At 73.9% G+C, this 18,722-nt stretch carries 19 protein-coding genes; 6 read left to right on the plus strand and 13 right to left on the minus strand.

The window, feature by feature from the left end; translation table 11 throughout:
• Nucleotides 1–135: 135 nt before the first annotated feature.
• Nucleotides 136–1,032: a TIGR03621 family F420-dependent LLM class oxidoreductase gene (locus tag ABH937_RS27840; RefSeq protein WP_280690504.1), complete on the minus strand. Its 897-nt coding sequence runs from the start codon at nucleotides 1,030–1,032 to the stop codon at nucleotides 136–138.
• Nucleotides 1,033–1,253: 221 nt separating this feature from the next.
• Between ABH937_RS27840 and ABH937_RS27845 the strand changes: the two genes are divergently transcribed.
• From ABH937_RS27845 to ABH937_RS27855, 3 genes are all read left to right on the plus strand, one after another.
• The gene (locus tag ABH937_RS27845) at nucleotides 1,254–2,351 is read left to right on the plus strand and encodes a MerR family transcriptional regulator (RefSeq protein ID WP_280690630.1); all 1,098 of its coding nucleotides are present in this window, start codon (nucleotides 1,254–1,256) and stop codon (nucleotides 2,349–2,351) included.
• A 115-nt stretch (nucleotides 2,352–2,466) separates the two neighbouring features.
• Complete coding sequence (locus ABH937_RS27850) at nucleotides 2,467–4,176, plus strand: peptidoglycan-binding protein (protein ID WP_280690503.1); 1,710 nt, start codon at nucleotides 2,467–2,469, stop codon at nucleotides 4,174–4,176.
• Between the two features lie 157 nt (nucleotides 4,177–4,333).
• The gene (locus ABH937_RS27855; RefSeq protein WP_280690502.1) at nucleotides 4,334–6,289 is read left to right on the plus strand and encodes a BTAD domain-containing putative transcriptional regulator; all 1,956 of its coding nucleotides are present in this window, start codon (nucleotides 4,334–4,336) and stop codon (nucleotides 6,287–6,289) included.
• A 40-nt stretch (nucleotides 6,290–6,329) separates the two neighbouring features.
• On the opposite strand, the gene ABH937_RS27860 is transcribed toward ABH937_RS27855, so the two are convergent.
• From ABH937_RS27860 to ABH937_RS27895, 8 genes are all read right to left on the minus strand, one after another.
• Nucleotides 6,330–6,917, minus strand: a complete 588-nt coding sequence (locus tag ABH937_RS27860; RefSeq protein ID WP_280690501.1) for a phage tail protein — start codon at nucleotides 6,915–6,917, stop codon at nucleotides 6,330–6,332.
• Complete coding sequence (locus ABH937_RS27865; protein WP_280690500.1) at nucleotides 6,914–8,863, minus strand: putative baseplate assembly protein; 1,950 nt, start codon at nucleotides 8,861–8,863, stop codon at nucleotides 6,914–6,916. The genes ABH937_RS27860 and ABH937_RS27865 overlap by 4 nt, the downstream gene beginning before the upstream one ends.
• Nucleotides 8,863–9,276 carry a GPW/gp25 family protein gene (locus ABH937_RS27870; protein WP_280690499.1) on the minus strand — a complete coding sequence of 138 codons (414 nt, stop codon included), beginning with the start codon at nucleotides 9,274–9,276 and terminating at the stop codon, nucleotides 8,863–8,865. Before ABH937_RS27870 ends, ABH937_RS27865 begins: the two co-directional genes overlap by 1 nt.
• 1 nt (nucleotide 9,277) lies before the next feature.
• Complete coding sequence (locus ABH937_RS27875) at nucleotides 9,278–9,637, minus strand: PAAR domain-containing protein (RefSeq protein WP_280690498.1); 360 nt, start codon at nucleotides 9,635–9,637, stop codon at nucleotides 9,278–9,280.
• A 74-nt stretch (nucleotides 9,638–9,711) separates the two neighbouring features.
• Nucleotides 9,712–11,463 (minus strand): VgrG-related protein, encoded by a 1,752-nt coding sequence (locus tag ABH937_RS27880; protein ID WP_280690497.1) that lies wholly within the window; start codon nucleotides 11,461–11,463, stop codon nucleotides 9,712–9,714.
• Nucleotides 11,463–12,173, minus strand: a complete 711-nt coding sequence (locus tag ABH937_RS27885; protein WP_280690496.1) for a LysM peptidoglycan-binding domain-containing protein — start codon at nucleotides 12,171–12,173, stop codon at nucleotides 11,463–11,465. Before ABH937_RS27885 ends, ABH937_RS27880 begins: the two co-directional genes overlap by 1 nt.
• 86 nt (nucleotides 12,174–12,259) lie before the next feature.
• Nucleotides 12,260–12,682, minus strand: a complete 423-nt coding sequence (locus ABH937_RS27890; protein WP_370219895.1) for a phage tail protein — start codon at nucleotides 12,680–12,682, stop codon at nucleotides 12,260–12,262.
• A 34-nt stretch (nucleotides 12,683–12,716) separates the two neighbouring features.
• Nucleotides 12,717–13,376, minus strand: a complete 660-nt coding sequence (locus tag ABH937_RS27895; RefSeq protein WP_370219896.1) for a hypothetical protein — start codon at nucleotides 13,374–13,376, stop codon at nucleotides 12,717–12,719.
• 220 nt (nucleotides 13,377–13,596) lie between these two features.
• On the opposite strand from ABH937_RS27895, the gene ABH937_RS27900 reads away from it, so the two are divergent.
• From ABH937_RS27900 to ABH937_RS27910, 3 genes are all read left to right on the plus strand, one after another.
• Nucleotides 13,597–13,773 (plus strand): hypothetical protein, encoded by a 177-nt coding sequence (locus ABH937_RS27900; protein ID WP_370219897.1) that lies wholly within the window; start codon nucleotides 13,597–13,599, stop codon nucleotides 13,771–13,773.
• Between the two features lie 348 nt (nucleotides 13,774–14,121).
• The gene (locus ABH937_RS27905) at nucleotides 14,122–14,262 is read left to right on the plus strand and encodes a hypothetical protein (protein ID WP_370219898.1); all 141 of its coding nucleotides are present in this window, start codon (nucleotides 14,122–14,124) and stop codon (nucleotides 14,260–14,262) included.
• 42 nt (nucleotides 14,263–14,304) lie between these two features.
• Nucleotides 14,305–14,940 (plus strand): hypothetical protein, encoded by a 636-nt coding sequence (locus ABH937_RS27910; RefSeq protein ID WP_370219899.1) that lies wholly within the window; start codon nucleotides 14,305–14,307, stop codon nucleotides 14,938–14,940.
• Nucleotides 14,941–15,939: 999 nt separating this feature from the next.
• On the opposite strand, the gene ABH937_RS27915 is transcribed toward ABH937_RS27910, so the two are convergent.
• Genes ABH937_RS27915 through ABH937_RS27930 form a run of 4 tightly spaced genes read right to left on the minus strand, consistent with a single transcriptional unit; the run spans nucleotide 15,940 to nucleotide 18,604 of the window.
• Complete coding sequence (locus ABH937_RS27915) at nucleotides 15,940–16,095, minus strand: DUF6760 family protein (protein WP_280690490.1); 156 nt, start codon at nucleotides 16,093–16,095, stop codon at nucleotides 15,940–15,942.
• The gene (locus ABH937_RS27920) at nucleotides 16,092–16,556 is read right to left on the minus strand and encodes a hypothetical protein (RefSeq protein ID WP_280690489.1); all 465 of its coding nucleotides are present in this window, start codon (nucleotides 16,554–16,556) and stop codon (nucleotides 16,092–16,094) included. The genes ABH937_RS27915 and ABH937_RS27920 overlap by 4 nt, the downstream gene beginning before the upstream one ends.
• Nucleotides 16,553–16,996, minus strand: coding sequence for a phage tail protein (locus tag ABH937_RS27925; RefSeq protein ID WP_280690488.1), 444 nt, complete (start codon nucleotides 16,994–16,996; stop codon nucleotides 16,553–16,555). Before ABH937_RS27925 ends, ABH937_RS27920 begins: the two co-directional genes overlap by 4 nt.
• Nucleotides 16,997–17,044: 48 nt before the next feature.
• A complete protein-coding gene (locus ABH937_RS27930; protein ID WP_280690487.1) occupies nucleotides 17,045–18,604 on the minus strand; it encodes a phage tail sheath subtilisin-like domain-containing protein in 1,560 nt (519 codons plus the stop codon).
• Nucleotides 18,605–18,722 lie beyond the last annotated feature (118 nt).

Raw genomic sequence — 18,722 nt, forward strand, 5'->3', positions numbered from 1 at the left:
CTCGGAGAGGAGCACCCATGTCGAAACTGCGTTCACGGGTACCACCTCCTCGTTCTCTCGCACGGCCTCCGGAAAGGTAGCAGGGGTCGCGGGGGTCCGCCAAACGAATTTCCGCCGGGTGGAGCGCGGTGGCGCTCACTCGCCGCGCAGCTCCTCGATGACCGGGGCGAAGGCGGCCATGGCGGGCTCCACGACGGTGATGTACGTGAAGCCGTACCGCTCCCGCTGCGCCCGCAGCTGGTCGGCCATCTGTCGCACCGTGCCGACGAGGAAGGTCGGCAGCTCGAGGGCCTCGTCCTCGGTGAGGTCCGGGATGGTGAGGTACGGGACGCTGCCGAGGGATCGCCGCAGGGCGGCCCGGCGGTCGTCGGTGACCATGACCGTGTAGATCAGGAGGTTCAGCTCGGCCGGCTCGGCGCGGTCGGCGGCGAAGCGCTGGTACGCGGCCACGCGTTGGTCCAGCTGCGCGGCCGTGATCATGATCGGCTTGCCGTTCGGGTCCGCGCGCCCCCCGGTGAACGCGGCGATCTCGGCGTGCCGGGCGGTCAGCTTGAGGACGCGGTCCCCGTTGCCGCCGATCAGCAGCGGCGGGCGGGGCCGCTGCAGCGGCTGCGGCGCGAAGTCGTCCGAGCCGTACCGAAGGTCCAACTCCTCGATCGTGCGCTGGAGATGGGTCACGCGCTCGCCGGGCGTGCCGAAGGGCAGGCCCGCCGCGTCGTGCTCCGCCTTCAAGTAGCCGGTGCCGAGCCCCAGTTCGAGGCGGCCGCCGGTGAGCTGGTCCGTGGTGGCGACCTCGCGGGCGAGCAGTGTCGGGTTCCAGAAGCCCGAGTCGAGCACGAACGTGCCGAGCCGGGGACGCTCGGTGGCCTCGGCCGCGGCGACCAGGGCGGGGAACGGCGCCGGCCTGCCCAGGTGGTCGGAGACCGTGATCACGTCGTAGCCGAGCAGCTCCGCTGTGCGGCACTTCTCGCGCCACTCGCCCCGCGCGGCCGGGGTGAGCAGGGTGACGCCGAAACGGAACGAGCGGGCCATGAATGCTCCATGTGCGTAGACGAATTGGCGGCGCTTGTGTCCAATCGGCAAGCACCGCCCGCCAGTCCATCACCTGTGCGCGATCACCGCCAGCAGATTCGTGCGGGGCGAACCGGGCCCGCACCGGCTTGCGGGAGTCGCCTCGGACCGCCCTGAGTGAGGCTCTTGACCCTCACGTGGCGTCAGGCCGCATAGTCGGTGCCGTGGAAGATCACTGGACCGTGGGACGCGTGGCCGAGCTGGCCGGCGTGAGCGTCCGCACGCTGCATCACTATGACGGGATCGGGCTCGTTCGGCCGTCGGCGCGGACCCTGGCCGGGTACCGGGCCTATTCGGAGGGCGACGTGGAGCGGTTGCGGGAGGTGCTGGCCTACCGGCGGTTGGGCTTCGGGCTGCGGGAGGTCGCGGACCTGGTCGGCGACCCGTCCACCGACGCGGTCGCGCACCTGCGCCGACTGCGCGGCCTGCTGTTGGAGCGGCGTGATCGCGCCGACGCCATGGTGGCGGCCATCGACAGGGAACTCGAGGCACGAGCGAAGGGACTGAAGGTGACACCGGAGGAGCAACTGGAGATGCTCGGTGCACGGCTGTACGACGCGATCGGCGGCGCCTACACGGCAACCCGGCGGACCGAGCCGCGGATCGCCGCGCAGGTCTGGGACGCGCTGGGGGACGCGCAGACGGTGCTGAACGTCGGGGCGGGCACCGGCTCCTACGAGCCCGCTGATCGCGACGTGATCGCGGTGGAGCCGTCGGCGGTCATGCGGGGGCAGCGACCTGCCGGCTCGGCGCCGTGCGTGGCCGCCGCCGCGGAGCGCCTGCCGTTCGAGGACCGCTCCTTCGACGTCGCGATGGCCGTCTCCACCGTTCACCACTGGGGGGACCCGATGGCGGGGCTGCGCGAGATGCGGCGGGTGGCCCGGCGCGTGGTGGTGCTCACGTTCGACACCGACGAGCCCGGCTGGCTGGACCGGTTCTGGCTCACCCGCGACTACCTGTCCGAGTTCGCCGCCGTCCTCGCGGAGTTCCCCTCGCTCGCTGGGATGGCCGACGCGATCGGCGCCCGCGCTGAGCCGGTGCCCGTCCCGTGGGACTGCGCTGACGGTCTGTTCGAGGCGTACTGGCGCCGGCCGGGGGCGTATCTGGAGGATCACGTGCGCCGTGCGATGTCGGTGTGGACGAAGGTCGGGCCGCAGGCCGAGCGCCGGGCGGTTCGAAGCCTCGGCGACGACCTCGACTCCGGCCGGTGGGCCGAGCGCAACGGCGACCTCGCCGACCTCGACGCGGCAGATCTCGGCCTGCGCCTGCTCATCGCCTGAACCACGGCGCGGCCGCCGATGATCGGTGGATCTGCCCGGACGGGCAGTCAGCGTTGCCCGAGTGGCGACCCGTTGGACCATCCTGGCTGGAGGCGGTGGTGGCTACCGTTCGACGGTGAGTATCTGGACCTCCCTGGAACCCGCGTCGGCAACGGTCGACGCCGGCGCGAGCACCACCGTGGCCTTGCGGCTGCGCAATACCGGCGACGTCGTCGAGGAGTACCGCATCCAGCTGGTGGGTGACCCGGCCCTGTGGGTTCGGGTCGAGCCCGCCACGCTGAAGCTGTACCCGGGCACCAGCGGCACGGTCGAGTTGACCTTCGTCCCGCCGCGCACCCCTGACGCCACCGCCGGGCCCAACCCGTACGGCGTGCAGGTGCTGCCCGTCGAGCAACCCGACGCGACCGTGGTGGTCGAAGGGATGCTGTCGATCACGCCGTTCACCGAGTTCTTCGCCGAGTTGCTACCGCCGGTCTCCCGGGGCCGGCTGCGCGGGCGCCCGCGGCTGGCGCTGGACAACCTCGGCAACACCCCGCTGACCGCCTCGCTGGTGGGCCGCGACCGCGCCGACCAGCTGGACTTCGAGCTGCAGCCGTCCTCGGTCCAGATCGCCCCCGGGCGGGCGGCGTTCGCCAAGGTCACGATGCGCCCGAAGCAGCGGCGCTGGATCGGCGGCAAGCAGGACCTGCCGTTCGGCATCGCGGTGCAGCGCTCCGGGTTCGAGCCGACCACGGTCGACGGCACCTGGATGCAGGGCGCGCTGCTGCCCCGGTGGATCATGCGGTTCATGGCGGTCCTCGCGGTGCTGACGGCGGCGGCGGTCGCCCTGTGGCTGGCGGCCGCGCCCCACGTGAGCACCAGGGCCGCGGAGGTCGCCGCGACGGTCGCCCCGTCGGCGATCCCCACCACGGGCGCCGCGGCCCAGGCCGCGGGCGCGCCCAGCACCCTGCCGCAGACGCCGGTCGGGCAGCCGAGCACCGACCCGGGCGCTCCGCTGTCGGTGCCCGCCGGGGGCGGCAACGTCGCTCCGGCGCAGAACCCGGCCCCGCTCCAGGCCCCTGGCGGTGGCGGCGGCGGTGGCGGTGGCGGCGGCGGTGGTGGCAACCCGCCGGCTCAGCCGGCCCAGCAGCCGGCCGGTGGCGGTGGCGGCGGTGGTGGCGGCGGTGGTGGCGGTGGCGGCGGTGGTGCCGCGGCTCCGTCGGGGCTCGCCCTGCCGATCACCACGACGAGCAGGACCCCGGCCAACCTGATCGTGCAGTTCGCCCAGCAGCGGCTGGCGAGTCTGTCCAGCAACAACCCGTGCAAGCTGACCGCGGCCGTCACCCCGGGGGTGCTCGACCAGGCCACCGCCGCCCAGATCGCCTGCTTCCAGGCGGCCACCGACCGCAACGCGCAGCACCCCGGGAACCTGGGGGCGAGCGATCCGAAGGGCGCCCTCGGGCGGGCCACCATCACCGCGATGATCATGTTCCCGGTGATCGGCACGCCGGACAACGTCGAGGGCGACAAGACCACCTGGGAGAACGCCTGCACCAACGCGGCCCTGGTCTGGGCCGACCAGGACAGCCTCAGCCAGAACGACCTGAACACCGAGGCCACCTTCCTCCAGCAGGTCATGGCCAACCTGAGGCACGCGACGGCCAACCCGACCGCGGGCTACAACACCCAGGGGATCCACCAGTACCAGCAGGACGTGCACCCCCCGGCCGGCACCTCGGGGACCACGAACATGGTGAACGCGCTGGTCGGCGGCTGGGTCAAGGACTACAACACGCAGCCCGGCGTCATCAACGCCTCGGGCTGGCCCGGCCTGTACACCGGCTGAGGCCGGTGCGGAACGGGTCCGCCGGTGGTCGGCCCCGAGCCGGTCGCCGGCGGACCGGACCTACTTCCGCTAGCTGTTCTTCCTGTTCCACCGTCACCCACGCTGCTTTGCTTGAACCGTTGGGCAGCCGTGAGTCGACACAGGGAAGGACGCCTCCGTGCAGGACACGATCGCGACCGGTCACCTCCCCCGCTACGCCCCGGTCGGCGCGGCGCGGCCGGTCGGACCGGCGCAGACCGTGCTGAGAGCCCTCGAAGCTGCCCGTTCGGGCACCGCGGGGGCTCTGTTGGTGCGCGGCGAGTGCGGCATCGGCCGGACCACCTTCCTCGCCGAGGCCGCACTCGCCGCCACCGGCGCCGGCTTCCGCACGGCCCGGGCTCGCTGCCACCCGCAGGGCCACCAGGAGCAGTTCTCGGCGGTGCGCCAGCTGCTGGAGGATCTGGGCTCGCTGCCGCAGACCGCCACCGGCTTCGCCCGGCGGGTGACCGCGGCACAACTGGAGCGACCGGTCCTGCTGCTGGTGGACGACCTGCACTGGTGCGACACCTGGTCGCTGCAGGCGCTCAGCCACCTGCGGCACCGGCTGGCCGGGTTGCGCGTGGTGCTGCTCGCCTCGATCCGCGGCGACCTGCCGGCCAGTCACCCCGAGCCCTGCCGCGACCTGGTGACGGAGCTCCGGCAACTGCAGCTGCGCGGCCTGGACCGCAACGACGCCGAACAGCTGGTGTGCGAGATCCTGCCCGGCGACCCCGATCCCGGCTTCGTCACCGAGTGCCTGCGCCGCACCGGCGGCAACCCCCGGCTGCTGGAGGCGCTGCTCACCGAGCTGGCCGAGCACGAGGTCGCCCCCGACCGGGTCGGCGCCGGCCTGCTGCCCCGGTACGCGCCGCAGAGCGTGGCGCAGCACGTGCAGGCGATGGCCGGTGGTCCGGGCAGCGCGGCCTGGCAGCTGGCCGGGGCGCTGGCGGTGCTGGGTGGGCAGGCGAGCCCGGCGTGGACCGCGCAGGTCGCCGGGCTGGCGCCGGAGCGCGCGGTCGAGGCGGCCGACCTGCTCTTCCGGGCCGAACTGCTGGCCCCTGGAGGGACGCTGACCTTCCGACACCCGGTGCTCGGCGACGCGGTGGCCCGCCACCAGCCGGTCGGCTCGGCCGCCCGGCTGCACGACCGAGCCGCTGCGCTCGCCCGCGATGCGGCGGCGGGCACCGGGCTCGGTCGGCCGGCGGGAGTGACCATCCCGCTCGCCCGCCCCGGTGCGCGGGGCGTCACCGGTCGCCTCGGCAGTCCTGATACGCCGACGGTACCCGTACCCGTACCCGCGCTGCCCGACCCGTCGGATTCGTCGGGCCTGTCCGGCCAGGGCGTCGTGCCGCCGGTCGTCGTGCCGCTGATCGTCGACCGACGGCGGTCGGCTCCGCCGCTGCTGGAGCTGCGCTGCCTGGGTGGCTTCCGGATGTTGATCGCCGGGGCGCCGGTGGACTGCTCGGCGGCCCGCCCCAAGACCCGGCGGCTGCTGCGGCTGCTGGCGATGAACGGTGGTCGACCCGTGCACCGCGAGGTCCTGCTGGAGGCGTTCTGGCCCGACCTGCCTCGTGTCACCGGGATCCGCAACCTCCAGGTCACCGTCTCGCGCCTGCGCGAACTGCTGGGCGCGGGGCTGCTCTGCCGCACCGGTGACGCCTACGGACTGGCGCTGGGAGCGCAGCAGGAGGACCAGGTGGTCAGCGACGTGCGTGAGTTCGAACGCGCGGCGGACGCGGCCCGGCCGCTCGACCGGACCCGCGACGCGGCTGTGGCCCTCACCGCGCTGCGCACCGCGCGCACCTGGTACGTCGGCGACCTGCTGCCGGAGGAGGGCCCGGCCGAGTGGGTGGTCCAGGAGCGGGAGCGGCTGCGGGCCCGGGCGGCCGAGGTCGGCGCCTGGCTGGCGGACGCCGAGCTCGCGGCCGGCCGGACCGGGGCCGCCGTGGAGGCGGCCGAGTACAGCCTGCGCCTCGAGCCCTTCCACGACGGAGCCTGGCGCGCGCTGATCGGCGCCTACCACCGGGCCGGTGACCTGGCCTCCTCGGAGCGGGTGAGCCGGCAGTACGACAGCCTGCTCGCCTCCCTGGACTGATCCCCGGCCCGGCTAGCGGACCCCGGCTACCGGACCCCGGCTACTCGGGCAGCACCTCGACCCGGAAGTCGACGTGGGCCGGGCGCTCGCGTTCCACCACTGCCTCGATCCGGCGCAGCGGCACCGCGCCCGCGGCCCGGACCCGCACCAGCACCGCGGGCCGGGGTGTGCCGGGCAGCGGGCCGTTCGGGGTGGCGGACCAGGTGGAGCCGCCGCTGTCGAGCACCTCCGCCTCGACCCCGAGCAGCCGCAGCTGTTCGACCAGGCCGCGGTTGGTGCCGCGCAGTCGGTGTGCGGGGATGGTCTGCGCCACCAGCGAGCGGCGCTCGGCCAGCGGCACCGGCTCGCCGTCGACGCGGGCGGTGTGCTCGGCGGCCACCCAGCCGGCCAGCCAGTCCAGGAAGTCGGCCGGCGCCTGGCTCGGGGTCCAGTAGGCGTCCATGCAGTCCAGCACCGCGTGGACCGGGGCGAGGACGTCGTCGAACGCGCCCAGGAAGCGCTGGGTGAAGTCGTCCTCGGCGTAGACGCCGGGCAGTCGGGCGCCCAGCGGGTGCGGCGAGGCCAGGCCGTCCACCGCCCGGCGCCCGCCCGGGTCCGGCTCACCCGCCGGCACGGCAGCGGTCGTCACAGCTCCTCCACCCTGACCTGGTGCTGGTGCGAGAAGACCAGCGCGTTGCGGTCCAGGTCGACCCGGTCGCTCGGGTCGCCGCGCTCACCGGTCAGCGGGTTCGCCGGGAACAGCTGGACGTGGTCCACGAGTTCGACGCCGGGCAGCCGCTGCAGCACCGCGTACGCCTCGCCCGCCTGCACCGGACGGCCGAACGGCCAGCCCTGGCCGTCCGGGCCGCCGGTCAGCGGGTTGAGGTAGCGGTAGAGCGCGTCCAGTGCCCGCTCGCGGACCTGCCCCACCGGCACCCCGCGCCGGGCCATCACCCGGGCCACCACGGTGACGCCCTGGTAGAACGGCGGCTCCACCACCAGCCGGGCGCCGATCGGGCGCCGGTCGTCCAGGTAGCGCGCGATGGTGTCGAGCAGGTCGTCCGGCGGCACCATTTGCTCGAAGCGCAGCCGGTCGCCCGCGTCCGCGGTCACCCCGGGCACCACCAGCACCCGCACTCCGCCCTCCGCGGCGCCCGGGCCGGCCGCCAGCGCGCGGATCCGGGCCGTGGACGGCGCCGCCCGGCGGGCCAGCAGCTCGTAGTCGGCGGCGGTCACCGCCCGGTCCTGGGTGCGCAGTTCGACCGGTCCGCGGAGCATCGCGGACTGCACCGTCTCGCCGTCCACGCCGCCCGTCGCGCCCTCCCGGTTGGCCACCCGGGAGACGTAGGGGACCGAGCTGCGCAGCACGCTCAGCGCGCCGCGCGCCACATTGCCGCGCCGCCCGCCGCCGGTGCGGTAGCGGCGGACCCTGATCCGGGCTCCCTTGGCGGGCACCGCACCGTAGTGGCGCAGCGTGCCGTCGGCCTCGCGCACGGCCGGTCCGAAGGCGACCTCGCCGGTGGTGCGGTCCAGCGTGAAGTGCGGGTCCGCCGGGCCGGTGTCGCCGAAGGTCTCGACCTCCGTCCACTCCTGCCAGCCGTCGCCGTCGGCGACCTCGACCACCAGCGGGCCGGGTTCGGCCAGTACCGGCGGGCGGGCGACCGGGAAGCGCTGCCCCGGGGTCCCGCCGGAGTCGCCGATCCACTCCTCGTCGACGGTCTCGGCGTGCAGCGCGCCCACGGTCCCGCCCACGGTGCCGGCCGAGACGGCGCGCACGGTCGGTGTGGCGGAGTAGAACGGCTGGCCGGGGCGGCTGCTGACGGTCCGGCAGCGCAGCCAGCCGGCCCGCCGGCCCGAGACGGCGGCCACCGCGTGGCCGGCCGGCACGTGCAGCACCACCTCGCCCGGGCGGTTCAGGCCACCGGTGCCGTCGCTGTCCACCTCGCAGGGCAGCCAGGTGTCCCCGTCGTAGGCCTCCCAGACCAGCGGCGGCTGCCGGGGGTCGACGCCGACGCCCTCGACCTCGCTGTCCAGCGCGAGCAGCACCGCGCAGTTCGGCACCGCGGCGGACAGGCCGAGCAGCATCACGTCGCCGACCTGCGGGCTCTCGGTGAAGCAGGCGACGTCCCGGCCGTCCAGCAGCTCCTCGGTCCGGTCGCTCGGCCGGCCACCGGCCGGCTGGGTCAGCAGCGCGCTGAACTCGCATGGCACGATGGCCAGTTCGCGCTCGGTGGCGAAGACCACCCGGTCGTCCTGCCCGGTGCTGACGGTGGAGACCTCGGTCCCTTCGCGCAGGCGCAGTTCGGCCTCGCGCGGTGCGGAGAGCCAGAAGGTCAGCCCGGCCCGGGCGGCCGAGGCGGGGAAGAGCTTGACGCCGATCAGGTCCAGGAAGGCGAGGTAGTTCTTCTCGGGCACCCGGTTCAGCCGGTAGATCAGTTGGTCGGTCATGTGCGCGAACGCCTCGATCAGCGTCACGCCCGGGTCGGAGACGTTGTGGTCCGACCACTCCGGGCAGCGTTGCTGGACGAACCGTTTGGCCTCGTCGACTAGTTGCTGGAAACGGCGGTCGTCCAGGTTGGGCGCGGGCAGGGACATCAGTGGGAGCTCTCCTGCTCATGCTCGGGGATCACGTAGAAGGGGAAGACCAGGCTGCGCGGGTTGTTGGTGCCGCGCACGGTGTAGCGGATGTCGATGTAGAGGGTGCCGGTCTCGACCCGGTCGTAGGAGACGTCGACGGAGTCGACCTCGACCCGGGGCTCCCAGCGGTCCAGCGAGCGGCGCACCTCGGCGGAGATCCGCCCGGCGGTGTCGGCGTCGGTCGGTGCGAAGACGTAGTCGTGGACGCCGCAGCCGAACTCGGGCCGCATCGGCCGCTCGCCGGGCGCGGTGCCCAGGACCAGCCGGATCGACTCGACGATCTCGCGGTCCGAGTCGACCAGGGCGATCGCCCCGGTCGGGTCGGTGCGCAGCGGGAACGCCCAGCCGGAGCCGACGAACTGCTGGGGCATCTCAGGCACCCCCGATCAGCACGGTGGGGTCGCCGAAGCTGACCGACGCCTGGCAGAGCGCCTTGTCGCCCTCGCGCGCCGCCGGGAACCCGCCGATCAGCACCTGGCTGCCCAGTGAGAGCGCGGGCAGGATCACGTTGGGCTCGATCTCGGCGTGCAGGGCGCAGAGGCACTCGGCACCGACCACGGCGGCCGGTGCGCCACCGATCCGCACCGAGGGCACGCCGAGCAGCGGCTCGAAGACCGGCATCGGGGGCAGCAGTTGGCCGCCGGGCAAGCCGACCGTCCCGTTCGGCAGCCCGCCCACCTCGGGTATGTACTCATGGCTGATGGGGTCCCCCACCCTCGCGGCCGGCGGCATCGGTCGTACTCCCTTGTTCTGCTGCGGTGCTGGCAAGATGACGCGGCCGCCTGGTCGGCCGAGTTGACGTGACGTCAGTTGAGCTTGATGAGCGGCGCGTTGACGCTGACCTCGGCCTCTCCCTTGATTGAGACACTCCCGCCGCTGAGGCTGAGCGGACCGGCTCCCGCGTCCAGGGTGATCCCGGTGGCGCCGCGGATGGTGACCTTGCCCTTGCTGTCCACGGTGATCTCGGTCTGCTGCCGGTCCAGCCGGACCGTCAACCCGTTGTCGCCGGTGGAGATCAGCACGCCCTTGCCCTCGCCCATGGCGCCCTGCAGCTCCAGCCGGTCGCCGTTGCGCGAGGAGAGCGTTCGGCCGGCCACTTTGCCCGAGGGGTCGATGAGTTGGCCGCTGGCCGGGGACGGGCTGTCCTTGCCGTTGTAGAGCCCGCCGAGCACCACCGGGCGGTCCAGCAGCCCCTGTTCGAAGGCGACCAGCACCTCGTCGTCGATCTCCGGGCAGAACAGGCCGCCGCCGCCGACCCCGCCGAGCTGCACCGTGCGCACCCAGTCGGTCACGTACACGGGCGTGCCCTCGGCCGGACTGTCCGACAGCCAGGGGAACTTGAGCTTCACCCAGCCCTGCTTGGCCTGCTCGCCGTAGCCGTCGGCCGGGATCTGCCCGGGCCGCAGCACGTCCACCACCACACCGATCGCCACCGACGGGACCCGGGGCGAGCGGGCCGGGGCCGAGGCGCCGGTGGCCAGACCGAAGAGCGTGCGGTCCTGGCGCCCGCTGACCGTGACCCGGGTCTCGTAGCCGAGCCCGCGCAGGTAGCTGTGCGAGACGGCGGTGATCGTGTAGCGCCCGTCGAACGGCGTGCCCGCCCCGCCGAGGGCGACCGGGGTACCGACCCGCAGCTGCGGGTTGCCGTCGACGCAGATCTCGAACTCGCCCAGCGCGGCGGCGTTCTCGGCGGCCAGCGCGGTCGCCACCGCGGTCACCTCGGCGTCCGTCCCGTACGGCACGTCGGCCACCACCAGGTCGGCCGGCGGGAACTTCGCGGTGGCCGCCGCCGGGGTCAGCCCGAGCTGCTGCCCCACGCTCGGCACCACCGGGGCCCGGTAGCCGACCGCCTTCTTGGCGCCCACGTCCCAGCCCCGCGCCTCCACCGCGGAGACCTGGTTCACCGAGGTCGCCGCAGCCCGCACCGACCGGGTCGTCTTGCCCAGCTCCACCACGAACGGGTTCTTGTCCGCATCGGTCGACGGATCGGGGGCACCGGTGGCCGCCACCGGCTTGCGGAAGTGGAAGATGCCGTTCTCGACCACCATCTCGCGGTCGTTCTCCAGCGCCAGCCCCTGCAGGAAGTCCCAGTCGGAGACGTTGGGTTGGGTGGCGTACGGATACACCATCGTGGTGGCGTCGATCTGCACCTGGCCGATGCCGGCCTTCTCGGCCACCTCGGCGGCGATGTCGGAGGCGGTGCTCTGCGGATAGCCCGCGATCCGCCGCCCGCGCCGCAGCCGGTGCGAGACGTCCATCGCGCGCACCGTGGTGAAGCTGCCGGCGCCGTCGAACTCGGCCTCCAGCGCGACCACTTCGCCGGTGAACAGCGGCTCCAGCGGCGACCCGGAGTCGCGCTTGGCCTGGATCGTGAAGAGCGCGCCGATGGTGATCCCGGTCTGCGCCAGCAGCGCGCGGCTCGGGTCGAGGAACCGCACCACGGCGACGGCGGCGAGCCCGCCGCCCTCCTCCACCAGGATGTCCATCGGAGCGGAGTCCCAGACCGGTGGCAGCGCGCCGGGGACGCCGATCTCGAAGCCGCTGGTGTCGGCGCCCATCAGGCCGCCCCCGCCCGGCGCTCGGTGCCGGAGGGCACCAGGACCTCGGTGCCCGGCCGCAGCCGCATCGGGTCGTCGATGTCGTTCGCCTCCGCGATCCGGCGCCAGGCGGTGGCGTCGCCGTACTCCTGGTACGCGAGCATCTCCAGGCTGTCGCCGCCGACCAGCCGGTGCACCCGGCGCGCTGTCAGCGCGCCCGAGGTGGGGTTCTGACCCGGTGTCGGCTCGCCGGACTCGGCGAGTGCCACCGTGCAGGTCGCGCGCAGCGGCTTGCCGTCGGTGTCGAAGAGCGTGAAGGTCGCGTTGACGCTCTCCAGGTAGCCGGCGAAGGTCACCGCCTGGAACGTCCCCCAGGTGAACACCACACGCGGCGGGCAGGGCGCCTTGGCCGCGATCGAGGCCTCGGTCGGGGTGCACCAGCCGAGCACGGTGTCCACCGCCCGGGCCACGCTGTCGTCGTGGGTGGCCGTCGCGTCCAGGAAGAGCTCGACGTTCAGGCGGCGCGGCTCGGCACCCTGGAACTCGGGGGTGCCCACCTCCGGCGACTTGGCGGCCGGATTCTGCAGCCAGCGCGCGCCCTTGCTCATCGCGAGGGTGTGCGGGTTGAACTGGAAGGTGACCGGGCTGCCGATCTTGCCGCCGGGCATGGCGCCCGGGGTCTTCGGTGGCTCGTAAGCCGTCAGGATGGCCTTGGCCGGCGCGACGGTCATGGTCTCCGCTCCCCTCGTTCTGCTGGTGGGTGGTGGGTGGTGGGTGGTGGGTGGCTGCGGGCGGTCGGTGGTGGGCCGCTCGATGCTCAGATGAAGCCGTGGTGCGCGATCTCGATGGTCTCGACGGCCGCTTCGGAGCGGCCGGGGTCGAAGGACGGCCCGCTCCAGCGCACCAGGATCACCTCGCGCAGCGACCAGGTGGCGATCGGCGACTGCAGGTTCGCGGTGAGCGCGGTGATCTGCGCCGTGCCCCGGGTGACCTTCTGCTGAAGGCTCGCCAGGTAGGCGGCGATCTTGGTGCTGTCCGCGGTCAGGCCCCGGGTCATCGTCACGTTGGGGTAGCTCACCCGGGTGGGCAACTGCCAGACGAACCCGTTGTTGCCGCCCTCCGGACGCTGCTCCACCTCCACCTGCGCACCCAGGCCGCTGCACGTGGTGAAGACGCCGAGGTCGACGCCGGTGAACTGGAGGCGGAAGTGGACGCTGGTTCCGGGGTCGGGGGTACTCATCGGGTCGCTCCTGCGGGTGGTGGTGCGGTCTCGTTCATCGCCCGCCGTCCGTCAGGCGGCCGGCCCGCTCGCGGCCGTGACGCAGCTCCGAGCGCAGCAGCCGGCCGATCGGGCCGGCCAACCGCCGGGCCAGCTCGTCGAGATGGCCGCGATCGAGGGCGGCGAGCACGCCCGCGCCGTCCGGGGCGGGCGACTGGGGCGCGTTGTCGGGGGTGGCGGTGGACGTGGTGGCGGTGGGCGAGCTGGCTCGGGTGGGGGTGCTCGGGGTGTGGGGCGCGGGGGAGTGGCCGAAGAGCTGCACGGTCGTGGCGCCGGTGGGGGCGGGGGGCGCGGGCGGGGTCGGCTGCTGCACCTTGCGGAGCACCACGGGAACGGCCGGCGGGGCGGCCGGCGCGCTCGTGACCGGGTGCTCCCGCAGCCGCTGGACCATCGGCGCCGCGGGGCCGGCCGATCGACCCGGGCCGCCCGCGGACTGCGGGACCGGAGGCGCCCAGTTCGCGGTCTGACGGTGGGGGGCCGCCGCGGGGAGGGGGGTGGGAGGGGTGGTGGGGGTGGACGTGGGCGTGGGGGTGGGGGCGGCGGGGCGCAGTGGGACGGGGGGAGTGGTCTGCTGGGCGCGGCGCTGCACGGGCGGGGTGGCGGGGGCTGTGGGCGTCGCTGGGGAGGACGGGGCTGTCCGGCGTTGCGCCGTCATGGCTGTGGCTGTGGCGGTGGCTGCGGTTGGGGCTCCCGTGCCGTGGGCCTGGGCCTGGGCCTGTGTCGCTTCCCGGGTGGTGCGGCGGGCGAGGGTGCGCTGGGCGACGGCGCGGAAGCCGCCCGAAGCGGGGTGTCCCGGGCTCGGCCGCACGTCGCCGCCGGCGATCGGCTCTTGCGACGCACCGTTGCCCGGGTCGGCCAAGCGCTGTACCAGCGGCGTGGCGCCGGTGCCCGGGGTGCTGTCGCCCGGCTCCGGCGCGCTCGCGGCCACCGAAGCCCGCGCGGTGCGGGTACCGCGCCGCTGGACGACGGAGGAGGCGCTGACCGCCGACCCGCCCTGCGCAGCGCTGCCCTCGGCGGCCGAAGCCCGACCAGTGCGTCCGATCCGGCGCTGAACCGCCGAGACGACGCCGGCCGGCGACCGCGACGCACTGGTGCTGCCCCCCGATTCCGGTGCGCTCCCGGCCGCCGTTGCCCGAGCACCGCGCGCACCGCGCCGCTGCACGACGGGCGCGCCGCTCGGTTCGGCCGGGCTCTCGGCCGCCGCCGACCGCCCGGTGTGCCCGAGTCGTCGCTGGACCGCCGAGGCGGCACGGGCGGTGGCACGAGCGGTGGCACGCGAATCCGCGCGCTGCGCCGTTACGCCGGAGTCGGCAACGTGCGCACCTGCCACCGTGCTCGTGGCGCGCCGTGCTGAAGATCCGTCACTCGTCGGACCCGCCGGTGCCCCGGCGCCTGCGACCGTGGCGGACTCGCCCGACGGCCGGAGCCACCGCAGCGGCACTGCTGCGGGCGCCGCCGGGCTCGCCGGCCCCGTGCCGGCCGCCGCCGGGCCGCTCTCCGCTGTGAGCAGCGGGGCGATCGGCCGGGAGGAGAGCAACTGAACGCTGGGCACGGGTCGTTCGGTGCGTCGCTGCACGGAGGGGGTGCTGCTGCCGGCCGCCGCAGCGGTGGCATCCGCCCGCCGAGCCGCCTGCACCAGCGGCACCACCGGCGTCGCGGCCCGCCCACCGGCAGGTGCACTGTCCGCACTGCGCTGCACCGCGCTTGCGCCGGGCACGCCGGCCGCGCCGCCCGGTCCGTCTGCGGCTGCGCCGGCGCCGGCGCGCCCCGAGCGGTCACCCGTCACCAACGGCGTTGCCGGCGGCACGGGCGCGGCCTGCGCAGGTGTGCCCGCCTCGTCGGCACTGCGCTGCACCACGGCCGCGCGGCCCGCGCCGTCCGCACCGATCAGCGGTGCGACGGCTTCCGGGGCAGCGGCCCGGTCCGCGCCCGACGCCGCCGCTGCGCTGCGCTGCACAACTGCGGCCGCAGGCGCGCTCGATGCAGGCACGGTCGATGCAGGCGCGCTCGCAGCTGGTGTGCTTGCAGCAACCGCGCTCGCAGCCGCACGCGTGCTCGAGTCCGCGCCCTGCGTGGCACTGCGCTGGACGGGCGAGCCCGGACCCGTCGGCGGGCTCGGCACGGCTGCCGTCTGCGGCAACGCCGACAGCGGCTTGCCCAGGCCGACCCGCCGTTGCGGCAACTTCGGCGACTCCGGCGCGGCGGGTGGGCTCGGCTGAGCGACCGGGCTCGCGGCAACGGCCGTTGGGGCCGGGCGAACGGCCCGCTGCACCAGCGCGGGCCCGCCCGCCGCCGATTCGGCCGACCCGGCAGCCGGCCCCAGGGGGAGAGCCGGCACCGCCGAGCTCGGCACTGTGGTCATGGGGGCACCAAGTCCGCTACGGGACACCGGAGATGTCCCGCCAGGTGCTGATGCCGATGGTGATGCCGTGGACGGGGGCGTGGACGGGGTCGTGGTCGCCCCGCCGGTCGCCCCGTGGCCCCGGTGCGCGCTGGCCACCGTGAGCGGCAGCGCGGGCAGCGCCCGCGCGTTCCCGGCGACCGGCTGAGCCGTCGTCAACGGCCTTGCCGGAGCGGCACTCCTGCCGTCACGTCCCGCCGTGCCGGCTCCGGCCCCAGCTCCAGCCCGGCCGCCGACCGTCGCGCGCTGCACCGCGAGCCGCGGCAGCGCGGGCGACTGGCCTGCGCGGGCCTCGACGGTCCGATGAGTCGCTCCACCGTCACCCGCTCCACCGTCACCCGCACCGTCCGGGTAGCCGCCCCCGCTCGCCCCGTCCGCCGCCTGCTCGGGCAGCGGCCGCACATAGCTCAACGCCTCCTCGCCCGCCCGCTGCACCGGCACCCCGGCCACCGGGCGCAGCACGCCGTGCAGCAGGCCGGCCGGTGCCGAGGAGCTGACCAGGTGGCCGAGCGAGCCGTGAAAGGAGGGGTTCTGCCGGGTCGCCAGCCGGCTCACGAACCGGTCGGGGTCGTCCAGGTCGCCCGAGGCCGGCCCAGCGCCCGCCGAGGCCCGCTGGATCGCGGGCAGCGCACGCCACTCGGCCCGGGCAGCTCCGCCACCCGCGTGGTCGCCCACGGTGGCCGCCGGTGCGTCGACAGGTGCGTCAACGGGCCCGTCCACCGGCCCGTCCACCGGCGCGGATCCGGACGCGTCCACCGCGGGCGCGCGCCCGGGGCGTCGCCGTCCCAGTCGGTCTCGCAGTGCCACGTCCGCTCACTCATCCTTCGTTGATCCTGGTGTTGATCCGCGCGATCTCCTCGACCCAGCGCACCCGTTCGGCATGCGTCAGGTCGAGGATCTGCTCCTGCTGCCAGTGGAAGTGGTACGCGATGTACGCGGCCTCCTCGTACAGACGGTCGGCCGCGTACGTCACGATTCCCCCAGGCGCCCGCCCGCGAGGTCGACTTCGAACGGGCTCTCGCAGGACGGGCAGGTCACGGCGGCGCGGGTGTGCCCCTCCGCGTTGATCCGCCGGTAGAAGTCCTGCAGGAAGGCGAGGTCGGAGGCGAACAGCTCCTCCACCACGCCGGGCCCCGGGGCGGACAGCGTGCCGAGCCGGGTGATCACCGTGCCGAGCAGTACCACGGTCAGGTACGCCGGGTTGCTCTTCACCCGCAGGTCGATCAGCGGCATCAGCTCGTCGCGCGCGGTCGCCAGCCGCATCGAGCCGTGCCGGTGCACCGTGCCCCCCGCGTCGACGTAGCCGCGCGGCAGCTCGAACTCGAACTCGGTGCGCAGCGGTTCGACCGCTGCCACCGCGGGCGGGGCGGCCTCCTCGAATGCCTCTTCGGGGTCGAACCCGGCTGCCCCGCCCGCGACCGTACGTCGCCTCATGCGAAGTCAACATCCTCGAAGACCAGGGTGACCTTCTCGATGGCGGCCGTGGCTCCGCCGGCCGTGAGGGTCGGCCCCTCCCACTTCTTCGCCCATGCCTTCTGCAGGTTGATCGTTCGGATCGTCTTGTCCGCCGAGTCCTTGATGATGATCGAGATCGTCTGCCGGGCTGAGGCCACGTCGCCGCTGATCAGTGACTTCTTGAGCCACTCGGTGAACGTCGAGCTGGTGTCGACGCCGCGGGAAATCGTGACCTCGCCGCCCTTGCGCGCACCCGCGAGCTTGCGGACCAGCAGCTTGCCGGCGCTGGTCACCTCGGCGTGGTCGATCGAGTCGAGCTCGAAGGAGAGCCCGCTCACCTCCTGGACGGTCTCCACCTCGTAGGCACCGAGCTTGACCGTGAAGATATGGGTGGCAACCGCGTAACCGGCGTCCGTCATCTCGGACCACCGCCTTTCTGAGTCTGCTGGGATTCTGGGGAACTACGGCTACTCGGCGACCAGGCTGGTGCTGTCCGAGAACTGCGCCAGCCGGAAGACCACGAACTCGGCGGGCTTCACCGGGCAGATGCCGATCTCGCAGACGACCTGGCCGAGGTCGACCGAGGACGGCGGGTTGGTCTCGGCGTCGCACTTCACGTAGAACGCCTGGGCGGCGGTGGCCCCGAAGAGCGCGCCGCGCCGCCACTCCTCGGTGAGGAAGGCGGTCAGGTCGCGCCGGATGCTGATCCAGAGCAGCTCGTCGTTGGGCTCGAAGACGGTCCACTGGGTGCCCAGCAGGATCGATTCCTCGATGTAGTTGAAGAGCCGGCGGACGTTGATGTAGCGCCAGGCCGGGTCGGAGGAGAGCGTGCGGGCGCCCCAGATCCGGATGCCGCGGCCGGGGAACGCCCGGATGCAGTTGACGCCGATCGGGTTCAGCAGGTCCTGCTCGCCCTTGGTGACGTTGACCGCCAGGTCGATCGCCCCGCGCACCACCTCGTTGGCGGGCGCCTTGTGCACGCCGCGCTCGCTGTCGTTGCGCGCCCAGACGCCCAGCATGTGGCCGCTCGGCGGGACGAACCGGTTCTGGCCACTGGCCGGGTCGAAGACCTTGATCCACGGGTAGTAGAGCGCGGCGTACTTGGAGTCGTAGCCGGCGCCCTCCTGCCGCCACTCACGGACCTGGCGGGGCGTCATGTCCGGCAGCGGGTCCAGCACCGCGATGCGGTCGCCCATCAGCTCGCAGTGGGTGATCATCGCGCTCTGCACGGCCTTGACGCCCTCGGCGTCGATCAGACCCTGCTGGTGGGCGGCCATCAGGTCGGGCACGGCGAGCATGGTGATCTCGTCGATCGCCTCCAGGCCCGCGAACCCGGTGCGGGCGTCGGCGTCGCCCACGTACTCGGCCACCGAGATACCGGTCGGCACCACCTCGGCCGGGCCGGCCGGCACGGCGAGCGTGACGGTCTGCTTCTGCGGCTTCGCCAGCGCACCGCCGGCGGCCGCCGCCTCCTCGAGCAGGATGAGCGCCGAGCGCTCCTTGACCTGCGTCACCACGTAGTTGCGGGCGCTCTTCTTGGCCGATACGTCGAAGGTTTCGACCGGCTTGCCGCCCTGCTTGACGACCAGCTTGAACCGGTCCTCGCTCGGGCTCTCACCCTCGGCCTCGGCCACCTCGACGGTGAGCTCACCCTCGACCCCGGCCAGCGCGGCGACCTTGAACGCGCCCAGCGCCACGGCCTCGCCGACCGGCAGCGCCTTCGGCTTGGCAAGCGCGCTCTTGGCCTTCGCCGCCTCGCCGACCTCCGAGCCGACCCGCACCACGTACGCGATACCGCCGCCGTTGGCGAAGTACCCGTACACCGAGTGCGCCAGGTAGGCCCCCTCGGTGAACCCGCCGAAGGCCTGCACGTACTGGCTCCACGTGGTCACCAGCGTGGGCGTGTGGAACTGCCCCTTCTCGGCGAACCCGACGAAGGCGGCCACGGACGTGCCGACCCCTTCGATCGGGCGAGGTCCGCTGGAGACCTCCTCCACATACACGCCTGGGGACAGGTACGACGGCATCCTTGGCACTCCTCTTCGGTGGACTCCGATCCACTCAGAGCCTCGCCCAGCGCCCCCATCCCCTGAAACGCCCGCGGGGCAGGGGGTGGGGCACCACCTGCTGCCCGATCAGGCACGC

Origin of the sequence: Kitasatospora sp. GAS1066B, from assembly GCF_041262605.1 — a bacterium.
Lineage (GTDB): Bacteria > Actinomycetota > Actinomycetes > Streptomycetales > Streptomycetaceae > Kitasatospora.